Below are 16,618 nucleotides of genomic sequence, written 5' to 3' on the forward strand. Positions count from 1 at the left end.
TTTCGTTCAGTTTTCAAAGGACTTATCCGTCGCTCAATTGCGACTTCCTCATGTTAACATCTTTGTTTTTTGATGTCAACATTGTTTTTTTACTTCTTTTTTGTCTGCTTTCTGCTTTCGTGCAGCAGCGACGTTTATTAATATAGCATGCTCATTTTAGATGGTCAATACTTTTTATAAAAAATTTCACATCCTGATTAAATACCTCCAAATACATAAAAAACTATAGAAATCCTTAATCATCCAAAAATTCAGAAATCTATGCTATATTATTACCTATAGGAAGGTGAAAGGGATGAGCATAAAATACTCAAATAAAATCAATAAGATTAGAACTTTTGCATTAAGTTTAGTATTTATTGGACTTTTCATTGCATACTTAGGGGTCTTTTTTCGTGAAAACATTCTTGTTATGACAATTTTTATGATGGTTGGCTTTTTTGCTGTCATCGCTAGTACTGTTGTTTATTTTTGGATTGGTATGCTATCAACAAAAACAGTTCAAGTTATTTGTCCATCTTGCAACAAACCAACTAAAATACTTGGACGAGTTGATGCTTGCATGTATTGTAACCAGCCACTCACACTCGATCGAAGTTTAGAAGGAAAAGAATTCGATGAAAAATACAATCGAAAGGGCTATAAAATGTAACAAAAGTCTATACTTACTTTCGATAAAAAAAAGGCTGACTTAAAGCGTCAGCCTTTTAATCAAGTGTATTACTTATTACAGTCTTGACAAACACCGTAAATTTCTAAACGGTGACTATTGATTACAAAGCCTGTTGCTTTCGCAGCTTCATTCTCAATTTCCTCTAGACCCGCATACGGAAAATCAACAATCTTACCACATTTTTCGCAAATCACGTGATAATGCTGACTTGTAACGTAATCAAATCTGCTTGAGGAATCACCATAGGTAAGCTCTTTTACAAGCCCTACTTCCTTAAATACGCGCAAGTTATTATAAACTGTCGCAACACTCATATTTGGAAACTTACCTTCTAATGCTTTATAAATCTCATCCGCTGTTGGATGCATCATAGATTCCACAAGGTACTCTAAAATAGCATGACGCTGTGGAGTAATGCGTACACCCGTATTTTTCAACATTTCCAGCGCTTCTTTTAATTCTTCTTTGACCACCGTCATGCACCCCGATTCTATACGGATTATTATTTTGTAATTCTTATAAAGAGTGTACTCCTTTTCCTTCCACTCGTCAACATTTCTACTATAACTATGTATTTTATTCTTAAGCTTATTCCAAATTTAACAAACAGCGCAACGTAGTTAATGTGGATGCCTTCTCCAGATAAAGCTTCATTTTATTTTTAGATGACCGTATTTCTTTTTATACATTTACATGAAAAAAAGTGCGAGAAAATCTCGCACATGAAAAACTATCATCTGAGGAGGTATGCCCTACACTGTTAGCATATGAAAAATCCCCCAAAAGTGTATAGTCATATGCCATGTATGTAATGTTTTACTAATTATTTTATTCTGCGCAAAATAACACTTACTAATAATAAGGTAAAACCCATTAATCCTGATGTCGGCATTTGTGAGCCTGTACTTGGTAATTTATTATTTGTATCTTCTGTATTGTTTACTTTAGAATTTACAGACTTATCATCAATGTTCGAAGAATGACTTGTTAGATTAACATTGCTTGTTTGATCTAGTTGATTCGTTTGGTCCGTTTTACTTGTTTGACCCGTTTGATCTGTTTGGTCCGTTTTACCTGTTTGATCCTTTTGATCTGTTTGGTCTGTTTTACCTGTTTTACCTGTTTTACCTGTTTGATCTGTTTGATCTTTTTGATCTGTTTTACCTGTTTGATCTTTTTGATCTGTTTGACCCTTTTGATCGCTAGTTGTTTGTTCTTGAACTTTAACAGGTTTAGAATCTGTTGCTTCCCAAATCGGTGCAGTTAATGTTGGATAATGTAAAGCTTCTATCTTTTGTCTTGTTTCCGGTGATGCTATAAGTCCCCATTTATCAAAGAAAGGTAGTAAATTTTGCTTTGCAATCTTAGATGTATTGTAAATAAATGCTTGGATTTTCTCGTCACTTGTTTTCGGAAGCTCTGCTTTAGGTATGGAGCGGTACAATTGATGTAATTTTGGGTAAAATTCCTCTCCAAAAGCTAAGTCCAATTGCCAAAACATCGCTAATTTCACAAAGACATCATCAATTTTATTAAAGTCTTTTTCCGATTGCGGCTTGCTTAAATACGTAAATGCTTTTTCATATGTTCCATTCTCTAATCTTGATGGATTTCCGAAAGCACGCTGCACAGACATACTATAAATGTTTGTTGTGACTTCTCCTAATCCATCCCACAGCCAAGGGGTTTGTTGTCTTTGATGACCCATTTCATGCCAAGGTCCCCATCCGTCTTTTGTAAACTTATTTATATTTAATACATTTTGAATAGCGTCTCCTATATATGCCGTTCGACTAGTATATGCATACATATACCCATCAGAGTGATTATCCTCTACAAAGTGTATATAATGCTTATCCGCTTCTTCTTCAGATAAACCAGCAACGTGATCTTCAATTCTAATAGATTCATCTATTTTTTTTAACAGTTCTACAGGATCTGTATTCGAACCTATTAAATATTTTTTAACTCGTTCAGGGCTTGCCGTTATGAGTGAGCGTTCTCCTTTTAACTCTACCGCATGGGCGTTAGGATATGTATCGAGCATATTGATTAAATCTTGTTTCGTATGTTTGCCTAATTCAAAGAAAGGCGTAGGCGATCCCCCTGCTTTAATTTCAGCTTGAACAGTGCTGCCTTGTTGTGGATTGTAAAAATAAATCATTCCACCATTTGGCGATTCAATTGTATTTTCGCCTGGTTTTAAAGTAAACGACTTTATGAGCGAATCTTCCTTCCATGAACCGTCATAGGAGAGTGTTCCTATATAAGCTTGAATATTTTGCGTCCCGTCTACTTGAATTGTTATTTTTTCATTCGGGTTTGCATATAATCCAGTTGGTTCATATGGACTAAATCGAAATTGACGTCTATCCCTATCTTTGATTTGATCTATATTCCCCTTGCCCGTAACATGAAAAGTACGTTCAGTGGATACTTGTGCTTTTGTAGTTTGTTCTTGTGTTTCAGCTGAAACTTTTGCTACCTCTCCGATAAACGGAAAAGCAAGTACATTCAAAGCTACAAACGTTTTCATTACTATTTTACTATTCCTTTTTTTAGTATCTTTTTTCATCTTTCACCCCATACCTTTCTATCGCTTTCCAAACCTAGCATTCTATTAAAAAATTAATATATTTTTATACAATAATTACTTTAAGGATAAAACCTCATTGCAAATAGAGAAAAGAACACAAAATGATTATTTAAAAAATATTCCAAAAATTAACCCTATACATACCTTCTCCATTTTCCCTTTCATTCTACACTGAGTTTAACATAAAATATGACATTTATCATCAAACTTCGACAAAAAATCCTTCATCACATTTATGATGAAGGATTAAAAAACTTTACTTTATCGTATTCAAGTAAAATCCCTAAAGCACTTTTTTCTTATAAACTTTCTTTCACAAACTGTAACGCTTCTTCAACATGGCCCTTAACTTTAACTTTTGTCCATTCCTTTACTAACTGTCCTTCTTTATCAACTATAAATGTTGATCTTTCAATTCCCATGTACTCTTTTCCAAAGTTTTTCTTCAGCTTCCAAACACCGTACATTTCTGCAACTGTATGATCTTCATCAGCTAACAGCAAAAATGGCAAGTCATATTTTTCTATAAATTTTTCATGTCGCTGTAAAGAATCCGTACTTATCCCTAAAATTACACAATCTAACTCTCCAAAGGCTATATGATGATCTCGAAAATCGCACGCCTCAGTCGTACATCCTGGTGTCATATCTTTTGGATAAAAATAAATGACAACGTGTTTCCCACGAAAATCAGATAATTTTACTTGCTCTCTATTGCTTGCTTCTAACGTGAAATCCGGTGCCATTTGCCCTACTGTAACCATATACAATCACTCCTTCTATTTTGCTTCCACTATATCAAATATCCTATTATTTTTCATTTTCCATAACTGTCCGCACAACAAATGCAAATGGCATCGTATATCCAATCAGTGCTTCTATAATGGCAATCCAACGGCCAATTCCAATCGGCGTTACATCACCATATCCAACTGATAACAATGTAATTGCACTAAAATATAAACATATTTCTACAAGAGCGAATGAATGATTCATTACTAATTTCCCGTCTTCTTCTAATACCGAAAATCCACTTTCTTCTAAAACAACATAACTAAGCGCAAATGCAATGAGTACCGTTGTGTAAATAAGAAATAACGATATCAGATTATACAAAGAGAAAAAACGGTTTGATTCTCCTGCCGAACTCCATAATAATTGTATACTCCGTAATACAGCAATCGCAGCAATCAATAAAATCATTACCCACAACATGTCCTCCACCTCACTTTATTTGTATGAGGACAAACGGAGTTTTATCCCATATGAATAAGTGACTAATTCCCGGCACCGCGATATCGCTTTACTCCTAAATTCCAAATGAAAAACCCGATTAAAAAACAAATAATCCCAACAACCGGTGTTACAAACGCATAGGAGTTCCATTCTGTTTTTCCTAAAAAGTAAGATGCCGGATACACACCAACAAAAGCAAACGGCAATATAAACGTTAAAACAAAACGAATCACGCGATTATAAATATTAACAGGATAACGTCCGTAATTTCCAATGTTATACATGAGCGGCATAATCGAACTTCTTGCATCTGACCAAAAGCCAATACTTGCAAGCGTTACGAAAATGCCACCATACACGAGTGCACCGCCGAGTACCATCAATATAAATAGAAAGAAATCGTACCAATGAAATGTTAATTGAAGCTGCAGTGCAGCATATCCCATTACACCAAAACCAGTTATTGCCCCAAGAAGTGACTCTAATTCCATTCGTTCTAAGATGACTTGAAATAAACTATGAATCGGGCGTGTTAAAATGCGGTCCATTTCACCTTTTACGATATAACGATCATTAAAATCCCATATATTAAAGAATGAAGAGAAAATCGCAAACGGAACTAGGAAAAAACCATAAATAAAGATCACTTCTTCCCTATTCCATCCTTTTAACGCTTGCGTATGTCCAAATACAACAAGAATAAAAATTAAGTTTACTGCCTGCAGCAATAAATCAGATAGTAGACCAATAATAAAATCCCCGCGATATTCTAGCTTCGTTTTTATATATTGACTTGCATATTGTAAAAACAACTTAAAATATAACATTCTCTCATCATCCCCCTTGTACAATCAGCCTTTTTCTTGCTGTTTTCCACATCATAACAATTGGAATAATGAGCAGCACTGCCCATATGATTTGAAATAATAAAGCTTTATAAATCGCCTCACCTTGCATTCCTTCCGAGAAAATCATACTCGGAATATAACTAATTGCTTGAAACGGCAGAAACGTCATTACTTTTTGCGCCCATAACGGATAGAAGCTAATCGGAAGTAATAACCCTGAAAACAAATCGATCACAACGCGTTTTGCATACATAATTCCATTATTATTAAATAAAAAGAACGTTAACATTCCTGTCATTAAGTTAATTTGTGTATTAATGATAAAACTAAATAATAATGATAGGAAGAAGTACAACCACGTTTGAACATTTGTTGTAATTTGCAGTGAGAATAACAATGTAACGATGACCATACCTGGAATAGAGAAGAAAGCAAATCGGAAAATCCCTTCTCCTAATCCTTGCATGACTTTCATACCTAAATAGTTATATGGACGAATTAACTCAACCGCAACCCGTCCTTCTTTAATTTCCATCGCAATCTCCCGGTCAATATTATTGAAATAAAATGCACGGGCCATCCAGGCAATTGCAATGTATGTTGTCATTTGTGTAACGGATAAACTTTCGATATTTTCTTTTCCGCTATAAATAGCTTGCCATAAAAAGTAATATGCTCCGATATTAATTGTATAAATGATAATACCGCTATAATAGTTTGTTCGATACGCAAGCATCATTAAAAAACGAACGCGAATCATTTCAATATACTTACCCATGAATCATGCCCTCTTCATAAATATTACGGATGATTTCTTCTGTAGAAACTTCATTAATTTTCAAGTCTTTAATCCCAAAAGATTGGACAACTTTTGATATAAGCGTTGAAATCATGATTTCTTCATTTGGGATCTTGGCAATCCATGTATGTTGTTCTTTTCCTTGTGACCAAACTACATCGTTATCAGGCATTAACATCGCAAGTTGCTGATAAGAAACAGAAGTTACAAATTGAAAATGAATTTCTTTTTCTGCTCCCCACTGCGCGCGAAGCTTGTTTAAAGATCCGTCATACATTATTTTTCCTTCATCTAACATAACAACTCGATCACAAAGCGCTTCAATATCTGTAATGTCATGTGTCGTTAGTAAAATTGTTGTCTTATATCGTTCATTCATTTCTTTTAAGAACTCACGAATTTTCAATTTAACAAGGACATCAAGCCCAATTGTCGGTTCATCTAAAAACAATAGCGGCGGATTATGAATTAAAGCTGCCGCTAATTCACAGCGCATCCGTTGTCCAAGTGATAGCTTTCGGACTGGCTTATCCAATAAAGGACCAATATCCAACGTTTCAATTACATGTTCCATATGTTCTTTATACTCTGCATCAGATACACCATATACTTTTTTTAACAAACGAAATGATTCTTGCACGGCAATATCCCACCAAAGCTGCGAACGTTGACCAAACACAACACCAATTGTTTTCACAAATTCTTCCCTTTGTTTGTGAGGATTCATACCATTTACAGTGATTTGTCCAGCAGTCGGTGTCAAAATACCTGTTAGCATTTTAATAGTAGTGGATTTACCAGCACCATTTTCTCCAATATATCCAACCATTTCTCCTTGCTTTACAGTAAACGAAATATCATTTACTGCTGGGACAATTTTATAATTACGATTTAATAAATCTCGAAACGCTCCTTTTAATCCTGAGCGGCTTGAATACGATGTAAATTCTTTTCGTAAATCTTTTACCTCAATAACCGTCTCCATTACGATTCTCCTTTCTCTCTTCCACTCTAGTAAACAATAGCTTTCCTTGTTACATGCCTAACTATATATTTTTCGACATATAAGGTGAAACTTCCATCAGTGGAGAGTTTTTTCATCTCCCATTGATGGAAAGCCCGCCCAATCGGGCTTTTACTCGCTTTCTCCCTTTGTTTTAAACATGGTATGTGGCAGAAAAAGGCCCTGACCGCTCCTACGCACGTCCAGTTGCTCTCGACCTCTCCTAAAAAGAAAGAGGGTTTTATGTCGTTCTTTAACTTGTATATATAATTATCAATACGATAGTGAAAGCTTCCATTTCGCACAACGAATAGTTTACCCAACAGCAGCAACTTGTACAAACAATACGTCTTTTCCAAAAACATGTTAAAATAATACATAGATTTTTGTAAGGAGATGAATTTTCATGAAGTTCACAAAGTCAGAAGAATTACATAAAGAAGCTTTAGAACATATCGTTGGTGGTGTAAACAGTCCTTCTCGCTCTTATAAAGCAGTTGGCGGCGGTTCACCAGTTGCAATGGAGCGCGGGAAAGGTGCTTACTTTTGGGACGTGGACGGCAACAAATATATCGATTATTTAGCAGCATACGGGCCGATTATTACGGGTCATGCTCATCCACATGTAACAGAAGCGATTAAAGTCGCTGCCGAAAATGGTGTGTTATACGGAACACCAACAGCTTTAGAAGTAACATTTGCAAAAATGTTGAAAGAAGCTATGCCAGAAATGGATAAAGTACGTTTTGTAAACTCAGGAACAGAAGCTGTTATGACAACAATCCGCGTTGCGCGCGCTTATACAGGACGCACAAAAATCATGAAATTTGCGGGTTGCTACCATGGGCATTCTGATTTAGTGCTTGTAGCAGCAGGCTCTGGTCCTTCTACACTTGGTACTCCTGATTCTGCTGGTGTACCGCAAAGCATTGCACAAGAAGTCATTACAGTTCCTTTTAATAATGTAGATACATTAAAAGAAGCTTTAGATAAATGGGGACATGAAGTTGCAGCGATTCTTGTAGAACCGATCGTTGGAAACTTCGGCATTGTTGAACCAAAACCAGGCTTCCTTGAAAAGGTAAATGAACTTGTTCATGCAGCAGGTGCATTAGTGATTTATGATGAAGTTATCACAGCGTTCCGCTTTATGTATGGTGGTGCTCAAGATTTACTTGGCGTGACACCAGACTTAACTGCACTTGGCAAAATAATCGGCGGTGGTCTTCCGATCGGTGCTTATGGCGGGAAAAAAGAAATTATGGAGCAAGTTGCACCGCTCGGTCCTGCTTATCAAGCGGGTACAATGGCCGGAAACCCTGCTTCTATGGCTGCTGGTATCGCATGTTTAGAGTTACTTAAGCAAGAAGGCGTATATGAAAAACTAGATGAGCTTGGGGCAATGCTTGAAAAAGGTATTCTAGAACAAGCAGCTGCACACAACATTGATATTACAGTAAATCGCCTAAAAGGCGCTTTGACGGTATACTTTACAAAAGATAAAATCGAAGACTACGATGCTGCCCAAAATACAGACGGTGAAATGTTCGGTAAGTTCTTCAAACTAATGCTTCATGAAGGAATTAACTTAGCACCATCTAAATATGAAGCATGGTTCTTAACTACAGAACATACAAAAGAAGACATTGAATACACAATTGAAGCCGTTGGCAGAGCATTTGCTACCTTAAAATAGAAAAACAGAGGATCGCCTCTGTTTTTTTATTTTTACTATTTCATAAATCATACAATAATAGTATAATTATTCGTAATTATCTGTTTTTAATTCAAAACAAAGAGTTATCCCCCTGCTTTAGGGCAGTAATACTCCAGGGAAGGATAACTACCGGAAGTTTCACTTTATTAATATTAGGTGTCGTACACCTTTAATATTTTGATTATTCTAAATCCAAATAAGAGGGGGATTGGCGAATGCCGAGTACAACAAATAAATGGACACCATCTTTATTTCGAAATTATGCAAATGCCGAACACGACGCGTGTGGAATCGTTTCCGTAATGGAGAAACGAAACATTCCAACGAAAGAAAACATCGATCTTTGCATACAGTCTCTTGTAAAAATGAATCACCGCGCTGGATTTATTAATAACGAAGGCGATGGAATCGGAATTCATATTGATCTTCCGAAAGCACTTTGGAAAGAAAAATTAATGAAAAATGGTTATAATCCAACATTAGTGGACCATCCTCACTTTATCGTTGGGCATTTTTTTCTACAGCAAAAACAAAGTGCACATGCCTTGCAAAATGATATCCGTTCCTTACTACAGAGAGAAGATGTAACAATTATATTTGAAACTAGCACTGTAACTAACTCTAATGCCCTTGGACCTCTTGGCAAACAAGAAGAACCGCTATTTTGGCAAATTGCCGTTATTCCAGAAAAGCAACATGAAAACATTGACCAATTATTATTCTCGCTAACGATAGAAATCGAAAAAAATGAAGCAATTCATGTTGCATCATTCAGTCCGGATTATGTTGTTTATAAGGTGCTCGGAGCTGGCGATACACTTGTATCCTATTATGCTGACCTGCAACATCCACTCATCGCATCTACAATGACTCTTGGACATAACCGTTATTCTACTAATACATTATCTAATTTCTTTCGCGTTCAACCGTTCAGCATCCTTGGACATAATGGAGAAATTAATACGATTGCTAAGCTGCGAGATCAAGCTGAAATGATTGACGTGCCACTTACAAATGGCGGCAGCGACTCGCAAGACTTAAACCGCACGCTAGAAACACTTCTCACCCATTACAACTATAGCCTATTCGAAGCAATGGATATATTATTTCCACCAATTATTAATGAGATTAAATTATACAAACCGCATATGCAAGACTTATATACGTATATACGTGAAGCATGGGGACATTTCGCTCAAGGACCCGCTGGAATTATTTCACGCCATAAAGATGAAGCTGTTTTTAGCGTAGACTCCCTTGGTTTACGCCCCGTTTGGAAAGTAGAAACGGAAAGCTCTTATATTTTTTCCTCTGAACCAGGTGTTATTTCTCCGGCTGAATATGTCGCAGAACCAAAATCACTTGCTCCAGGTGAAAAAATAGGGCTGAAGCGAAACCTAGAAGGCGATCTTATTTTATATGAATACGATGCATACCAAAAAGAAGTATATACACGTATGAAACAACGCATGGAATGTATCGACTATCGCTATCATCTACATGTTCCGCCAACAGATGAATTAGATCACCTTGTTTCAATTACCGAGGTAAAATCAAAGCAATACGCGGCTTTTGGCTGGGACCGCGAACATATTCAGCTTCTCGAGCAAATGGCTGAAAAAGGCGCTGAACCAATCCGTTCCCTTGGGCATGATGCCCCGCTTGCAGCACTCGATACAGGAAGACGAAATATTGCTGATTTTATAAAGGAAAGCGTTGCTGTTGTAACAAATCCTGCAATTGATCGCGACCGAGAAGTAGAGCACTTTTCCACACGTACAATTGTAGGAAAACGGCCAAATCTGTATGCAGCAAACGAACAACCCTTTATTGTAGAACTTCCAAGTCCAGTTGTCTTAGAAGGAGCATCCGGACAACAAGCTGCAGGGCATTTAGACACAGTATCTTATGAACAACTCATCCGTATGTTCGCTCTGCACAGCACTGTCTATAAATTGTCTGGAACGTTTACAGAGGATGAAACTTTGGGTGCGGCGCTGAATCGACTTGGAGCAGAAGCTGTGGCAGCAATAAAAAAAGGCACATCACTTCTTATCATTGATGATGCAAAAACTCATCAAAACAACCAATTATGGATTGATCCACACTTACTTACAGCCAAAATTCATCAAGAGCTCGTGAAGCATAAACTCCGCCGTGATTGTGCAATTGTCGTACGTTCCGGAGCACTTCGTTCTTTACACGACATTGTGACTTTATATGGTTTAGGGGCAGATGTTATCAATCCATACCTTACATTTGCAACAGTAAACGATGGAACAGAAACGCCTCTTCTCAATTTATATAACGCATTGAATAAAGGAATTGAAAAAGTAATTTCAACACTTGGAATTCATGAATTACGCGGCTATGGTCGCCTCTTCTCTTCCATCGGTCTACACGAAGAAATTGCACAGATATTGGATATTACAAATTTCCTTGGATCTAGTAGGTTGGCTTTTTCACTCAAAACACTAGCAGAAGATACAAAAGTTCGGGCAATCGATTATACAAATGAAAAAGCAAACATACGAAAAACGTTTCATCTATTCCCGCGCATTTGGAAAGCAATTGGAGATATTGCCAAAGGAAATGCATACGATGACTACCGTGAAAAACTAAATGAATTAGAAGAAAAGAATCCAACAGCAATTCGTCATCTTATAAAAATAAAAGAAACAAATCATAAAACGCCAATTGAAAAAGTTTCAATTGCAGTAAACAATCATAGTCTCCCATTTATTATTAGCTCGATGTCATTTGGCTCACAAAACGAAATTGCCTTCCGTGCTTATGCCGAGGCTGCTGACCGATTAAATATGATTAGTTTAAACGGTGAAGGCGGCGAAATTAAAGATATGATTGGTAAATATCCACATACACGCGGGCAACAAATCGCATCAGGACGTTTTGGTGTTAACGCTGAACTCCTGAATTCATCTAATTTAATTGAAATTAAAATTGGGCAAGGCGCAAAACCAGGAGAAGGCGGACATTTACCAGGTTCAAAAGTAACAGCAAAAATTGCAGAAGCGCGAAATGCAACAGTTGGTTCAGATTTAATCTCGCCTTCCAATAACCATGACATTTATTCAATTGAAGATTTAGCCCAAATCATTACTGAAATTAAAACTGCCAACCAACATGCGAAAGTAGCTGTTAAAGTTCCTGTTGTCCCTAATATTGGAACCATCGCAGTAGGCATCGCCAAAGCTGGTGCTGACTTTATTAACATTAGTGGTTTCGATGGCGGGACAGGTGCCGCACGTATTCATGCCCTGCAGCACGTTGGTCTTCCTGTTGAAATTGGTGTAAAAGCTGCTCATAACGCCCTGTTAGAAGCGGGAATGAGAGGGCGTGTAGAAATTTGGGCCGACGGCGGCATCCGCAGTGCTGCAGATGCATTAAAAATTATGCTTCTTGGTGCAAACCGCATTGGTTTCGGTACACTGTCTATGATTGCGATCGGTTGTACAACATGCCGCGGCTGTCATTTAGATACTTGTCATGTCGGGATTGCAACGCAAATCGAATCCGAAGTACAAGCGAAAGAACATGGCCTGCGCCGCTTCGTACCACGAAATTTCGAAAGTGCTGTAGAAGGATTGTTACACTTATTCACAGCTTTTGGAACAGAACTAAAACGATTAACAGGACAGCTTGGTTATAGCAATTTACAAGAAATTGTCGGCCGTTCTGATTTATTAGAACAAACACGCGGCCAGCATTTACTAAATTTACATTACTTATTACAAACATTAGAAGATGTAACATACAATGCCTTGCAAACAGCAGCGCATCAAGAAGATAGTAAGGCTCATTATTCTATTACATCTAAAGAACTTATTAGCGTCGGCGTCGATCAACGTGTGATGGGCGGCATGGAATCTTGCTACCGCACTCGCAGTAAACTATATGAAAATCGTGTCTTAGATCCCATCACATTAAAATATACAAACGGTTCTGTTCCTGGAAATGGACTAGGCGCTTATAATAGCGAAAACCTCTTTATTCACGTCAACGGCGGTGCACAAGACGGCATTGGAAAAACAGCTTTTGGCGGTGGGATTTATATTACAAAAACAAAAGGAAAAGATGGTAAATACTATAACGGTTCTGTTGGAAAAGGATTCGGATACGGCGCACAAAAAGGAGCATTATATGTACAAGGAAATGCTGACGCTAGAGCAGGGATTCGTCTATCAGGAGCTGATATGATTATTGGCGGAAGAATGGCAAAACCACTCCCGAAAGAAGAGCATGGAAATATCGGTGTTCACGCTAATATAAAAGGATTTGCTTTTGAATATATGACAAACGGCCGCGCGCTCGTCCTCGGTGACCCTGGCCCGTGGATTTGTGCCGGAATGACGGGCGGAGTTGTCTACTTACGTCATTATCCTGATTTTGGCTTAACAGAACAATCATTAAGACGACGAATTGCAAAAGGAGCGAATGTTACGCTTCGTCCGCTCAGCAAAATAGGAGAATCTGATGTGAGTGAGCTATTATTAGATTACCTTCGTATATTAAATGAGCATAAACAATACGAAGAGGTTGCTTTTCTCTCACCTTTGTTAACCAATCTAAATTCTCATTTCTACGAAGTAATTCCAACAAAAGAGCAAGCCGATCCATCTGTTTCAACAGAGTAAAACAAAAGGATAACAGCTTTCTTATTGACGACTTTTCATTCTCATAGTACTCTATAACAAATTAAAAAAACCTGCTGAAATTCAGCAGGTTTTTTCATTAAAATACTACTTGCTAACATAAGTTAATGAATGTATAGTATCATATTGTACATTCATTCTGACAAGAAAGAAAGGATATAGAAAAGAGTATGAAACTTGGTGCTCGCGTTTTAAAAACGGGTATTGCCATTACATTAGCTTTATTTACATGTGTACTGCTTGGATTACCAAGCCCTGTATTTGCGGGAATCTCAGCAATTTTTGCTGTACAGCCTTCTGTGTACCGCTCATATTTAACAGCTTTAGAACAAATTCAAGCAAATGTAATGGGAGCAATTTTTGCAATTGTCTTTGTATTTGCTTTTGGAAGTAATCCTCTTACTATTGGATTAACGTGCATATTAGTTATTGCACTTGCTTTAAAATTACATCTAGAAAATACAATTTCCATTGCGCTCGTAACTGTTATTGCGATTATGGAATATCAAGGAGCAAATTTCTTTGATTTTGCCCTATTACGATTCGCAACAATTATGATTGGGATTATTGCGGCATCTCTCGTAAATTTAATATTTATGCCGCCAAAATACGAAACAAAACTCTATCATAAAATCGTGGATAGTACAGAAGAAATTGTAAAATGGATTCGAATGAGCAGTAGGCAAGCATCTGATTTCACAACATTGAAAACAGATATTGATCGTATGAAAGAAAGAATGATTCGTCTCAATCATTATTATTTGTTGTATAAAGAAGAAAGAAGTTATACAAAGAAAGTACAAGTTGCTAAAATTCGTAAACTAGTCCTATTTAGACAAATGTTAGCAACAACAAGTCGCGCTTTAAGTACATTAAAGGCGCTCCATCGAACAGAGAACGAGTTACGATATATGCCAGAATCATTTCAAGAATCGATTCAAAATGAGCTGGATTCATTAACTCATTATCATGAGCAAGTATTGCTCAAATTTATCGGAAAAGCAAAGAAACAACAATCTGTTGAAATTCTTGACGAAGTTTCTGTTGGTAAACAACAACTAATTGATATATTTATGAACTATCAAAATAAAGATGATGAAGAAAGCTATCGAATATGGCTTCATCTGTTTCCTCTCGTTTCAGCTATTATTAATTATAGCGAAGAAGTAGAACATTTAGATTTACTTGTAGACAGTTTCTATACGTATCACAACCCAGAAAATGAACTACAAATTCACGAAAAACAAGAAGATGAATAAGAAAACGACCCTTTCCTATTATGAAGGGGTCGTTTCTTTTATATTTTGAATTTGATATAAATTATAGTAATAACCACGCTTTTCCATTAATTGATGATGCGAACCCTTTTCTTTTATTTCACCGTCTTCTAAATAAATGATTGTATCTACGTGTGTAATTGTCGATAATCGATGTGCAATCAGAATTGTAGTTCGATCAGCCGCTAACGTTTGCAACGCCTCTTGAATATAACGTTCATTTTCTAAATCAAGCGCAGATGTAGCTTCGTCTAAAATAAGCAATGACGGATTTTTTAAAAATACACGCGCAATTGCGATGCGCTGCCTTTGCCCGCCAGACAATTTTACACCTCTTTCCCCGACCACCGTTTCATATCCGGCCGGTAAATTCATAATAAAATCATGAATATGTGCGGCTTTAGCTGCTTCGACTACCTCTTCATCTGCCGCTTCCGGTCTTCCATATAAAATATTGGCACCAATTGTATCGCTAAATAAAATATTATCTTGCAAGACAAGACCAATATGACTGCGTAAATTCCGCACATTATAATTTCTAACGTCAGTCTCATCTACATAAATTGCTCCTTTAGAAACGTCATAAAAGCGCGGAATTAAGCTTGCAAGTGAAGACTTTCCACCCCCGCTTAAACCGACAAGTGCTACTTTCTCACCTGGTGAAATAGATAAAGAAATATTTCGGAGTACATCTTGTTCCTGTTCATTATAGCGAAAAGAAACATTTTCAAATATAACCTCACCTCGAAGCGACTTCTTTGTAATCGCATTTGGACGATCTACAATATCATACTCTTCATCTAGTAATTCAAAAACACGGTCCATAGAGGCAAAAGCTTGTGTAAGTGTTGTCGAAGAGTTCACAAGGCGGCGCAGCGGACTATATAAACTATCCATATATCCAATAAAAGCTACCATTGTGCCAAGCGTTAACGATCCATGAATGACTTCATAAGCAGCAAAAGCAATTACGATTAAAGGTCCAAGATCCGTTAATGTGTTTACAGTAGAAAATGTCCTTGCTGTCCAGCTCGTATGAGTTAATGCCTTTGTTAAAAATGCACTGTTTTTCTCTTGAAATTTCTCTTTTTCATACTCCTCTAAAGCAAAGCTTCGCGTGACTTGCATACCTTGAATACGCTCATGTAAATAGCCTTGCATCGTTGCCAGCGCTTGTGAACGCTCTCGTGTTAATGTTCGAAGACGACTGAAAAAATACTTAACTGCAACTACATAAACAGGCAGTACGAGTAAGGAAACAAGCGTTAATTTCACATTCATCGAAAACATAACTGAAATCGCAATAAAAATCGTTGCCGTATCAAGCCACACATTCATTAATCCAGTAATAACGAAGTCTTTCGTCTGTTCAACATCGTTTATTACACGAGAAATAACTTCACCCGTCTTTGTATTAGAATAAAATCGTAAGCTTAATTTTTGTAAGTGCGCAAAAATATGTTTTCTCAAATCATACAACACTGCATTTCCAATACGCTGCGCAAAGTATTGACGATAGTATTCAATCGGCGGACGCAATACCGCAAAAATAAACATAGCAATCCCGATAGCCACAAATAATTGAGATGTTTTCTGTTCTAGTGAACTTCCACCTTGAATAATATCATCAATAATATACTTTAATAGCCACGGCATAATAAGCGGAATCCCAAATTTAATAAGACCGATTACAATGGTAATCGTAATGAGCCACCGATACGGCGTTACGAATTGGAGATACCGTTTGATTCCTTTCATACCTCTCCCTCCCATCATGTTAAAAGGATAAAACCTGC

12 protein-coding genes are annotated in these 16,618 nt (G+C 37.0%); 4 read left to right on the plus strand and 8 right to left on the minus strand.

Annotation, left to right across the window (positions count from 1 at the left end; all coding sequences use genetic code 11):
- Positions 1-295: 295 nt before the first annotated feature.
- Positions 296-652: a YgzB family protein gene (locus V7024_RS08905; RefSeq protein ID WP_335518484.1), complete on the plus strand. Its 357-nt coding sequence runs from the start codon at positions 296-298 to the stop codon at positions 650-652.
- Positions 653-720: 68 nt separating this feature from the next.
- Here V7024_RS08905 and perR read toward each other — a convergent pair whose 3' ends face one another.
- The 7 genes from perR to V7024_RS08940 form a co-directional block, all read right to left on the minus strand.
- The gene (perR, locus tag V7024_RS08910; RefSeq protein ID WP_196060820.1) at positions 721-1,146 is read right to left on the minus strand and encodes a peroxide-responsive transcriptional repressor PerR; all 426 of its coding nucleotides are present in this window, start codon (positions 1,144-1,146) and stop codon (positions 721-723) included.
- Between the two features lie 350 nt (positions 1,147-1,496).
- Complete coding sequence (locus V7024_RS08915; RefSeq protein ID WP_335518611.1) at positions 1,497-3,209, minus strand: M60 family metallopeptidase; 1,713 nt, start codon at positions 3,207-3,209, stop codon at positions 1,497-1,499.
- Between the two features lie 359 nt (positions 3,210-3,568).
- A complete protein-coding gene (bcp, locus tag V7024_RS08920; protein WP_335518489.1) occupies positions 3,569-4,033 on the minus strand; it encodes a thioredoxin-dependent thiol peroxidase in 465 nt (154 codons plus the stop codon).
- A gap of 46 nt (positions 4,034-4,079) precedes the next feature.
- The gene (locus V7024_RS08925; RefSeq protein WP_335518492.1) at positions 4,080-4,484 is read right to left on the minus strand and encodes a potassium channel family protein; all 405 of its coding nucleotides are present in this window, start codon (positions 4,482-4,484) and stop codon (positions 4,080-4,082) included.
- A 62-nt stretch (positions 4,485-4,546) separates the two neighbouring features.
- Positions 4,547-5,332 (minus strand): ABC transporter permease, encoded by a 786-nt coding sequence (locus tag V7024_RS08930; protein ID WP_335518497.1) that lies wholly within the window; start codon positions 5,330-5,332, stop codon positions 4,547-4,549.
- Positions 5,333-5,339: 7 nt separating this feature from the next.
- Positions 5,340-6,131: an ABC transporter permease gene (locus tag V7024_RS08935; RefSeq protein WP_098918446.1), complete on the minus strand. Its 792-nt coding sequence runs from the start codon at positions 6,129-6,131 to the stop codon at positions 5,340-5,342.
- Positions 6,124-7,137, minus strand: a complete 1,014-nt coding sequence (locus V7024_RS08940; RefSeq protein ID WP_335518502.1) for an ABC transporter ATP-binding protein — start codon at positions 7,135-7,137, stop codon at positions 6,124-6,126. The genes V7024_RS08935 and V7024_RS08940 overlap by 8 nt, the downstream gene beginning before the upstream one ends.
- A gap of 424 nt (positions 7,138-7,561) precedes the next feature.
- On the opposite strand from V7024_RS08940, the gene V7024_RS08945 reads away from it, so the two are divergent.
- From V7024_RS08945 to V7024_RS08955, 3 genes are all read left to right on the plus strand, one after another.
- Positions 7,562-8,851: a glutamate-1-semialdehyde 2,1-aminomutase gene (locus tag V7024_RS08945; protein WP_335518504.1), complete on the plus strand. Its 1,290-nt coding sequence runs from the start codon at positions 7,562-7,564 to the stop codon at positions 8,849-8,851.
- A gap of 236 nt (positions 8,852-9,087) precedes the next feature.
- Complete coding sequence (locus V7024_RS08950; protein ID WP_335518508.1) at positions 9,088-13,527, plus strand: glutamate synthase-related protein; 4,440 nt, start codon at positions 9,088-9,090, stop codon at positions 13,525-13,527.
- A 188-nt stretch (positions 13,528-13,715) separates the two neighbouring features.
- Positions 13,716-14,804 carry an FUSC family protein gene (locus V7024_RS08955; RefSeq protein ID WP_335518510.1) on the plus strand — a complete coding sequence of 363 codons (1,089 nt, stop codon included), beginning with the start codon at positions 13,716-13,718 and terminating at the stop codon, positions 14,802-14,804.
- A gap of 18 nt (positions 14,805-14,822) precedes the next feature.
- On the opposite strand, the gene V7024_RS08960 is transcribed toward V7024_RS08955, so the two are convergent.
- Positions 14,823-16,580, minus strand: a complete 1,758-nt coding sequence (locus V7024_RS08960) for an ABC transporter ATP-binding protein (protein ID WP_335518513.1) — start codon at positions 16,578-16,580, stop codon at positions 14,823-14,825.
- Positions 16,581-16,618: the final 38 nt, after the last annotated feature.

Source organism: Bacillus sp. JJ864 (assembly GCF_036963045.1).
Taxonomy (GTDB): domain Bacteria; phylum Bacillota; class Bacilli; order Bacillales; family Bacillaceae_G; genus Bacillus_A; species Bacillus_A pseudomycoides_C.

Bases quoted from the DNA above. Each gene is read 5' to 3' on its own strand.
- V7024_RS08905 (WP_335518484.1), top strand. From the start codon at position 296: ATGAGCATAAAATACTCAAATAAAATCAATAAGATTAGAACTTTTGCA.
- V7024_RS08915 (WP_335518611.1), bottom strand. From the start codon at position 3,209: ATGAAAACGTTTGTAGCTTTGAATGTACTTGCTTTTCCGTTTATCGGA.
- bcp (WP_335518489.1), bottom strand. From the start codon at position 4,033: ATGGTTACAGTAGGGCAAATGGCACCGGATTTCACGTTAGAAGCAAGC.
- V7024_RS08925 (WP_335518492.1), bottom strand. From the start codon at position 4,484: ATGTTGTGGGTAATGATTTTATTGATTGCTGCGATTGCTGTATTACGG.
- V7024_RS08930 (WP_335518497.1), bottom strand. From the start codon at position 5,332: ATGTTATATTTTAAGTTGTTTTTACAATATGCAAGTCAATATATAAAA.
- V7024_RS08935 (WP_098918446.1), bottom strand. From the start codon at position 6,131: ATGGGTAAGTATATTGAAATGATTCGCGTTCGTTTTTTAATGATGCTT.
- V7024_RS08940 (WP_335518502.1), bottom strand. From the start codon at position 7,137: ATGGAGACGGTTATTGAGGTAAAAGATTTACGAAAAGAATTTACATCG.
- V7024_RS08945 (WP_335518504.1), top strand. From the start codon at position 7,562: ATGAAGTTCACAAAGTCAGAAGAATTACATAAAGAAGCTTTAGAACAT.
- V7024_RS08950 (WP_335518508.1), top strand. From the start codon at position 9,088: ATGCCGAGTACAACAAATAAATGGACACCATCTTTATTTCGAAATTAT.
- V7024_RS08955 (WP_335518510.1), top strand. From the start codon at position 13,716: ATGAAACTTGGTGCTCGCGTTTTAAAAACGGGTATTGCCATTACATTA.
- V7024_RS08960 (WP_335518513.1), bottom strand. From the start codon at position 16,580: ATGAAAGGAATCAAACGGTATCTCCAATTCGTAACGCCGTATCGGTGG.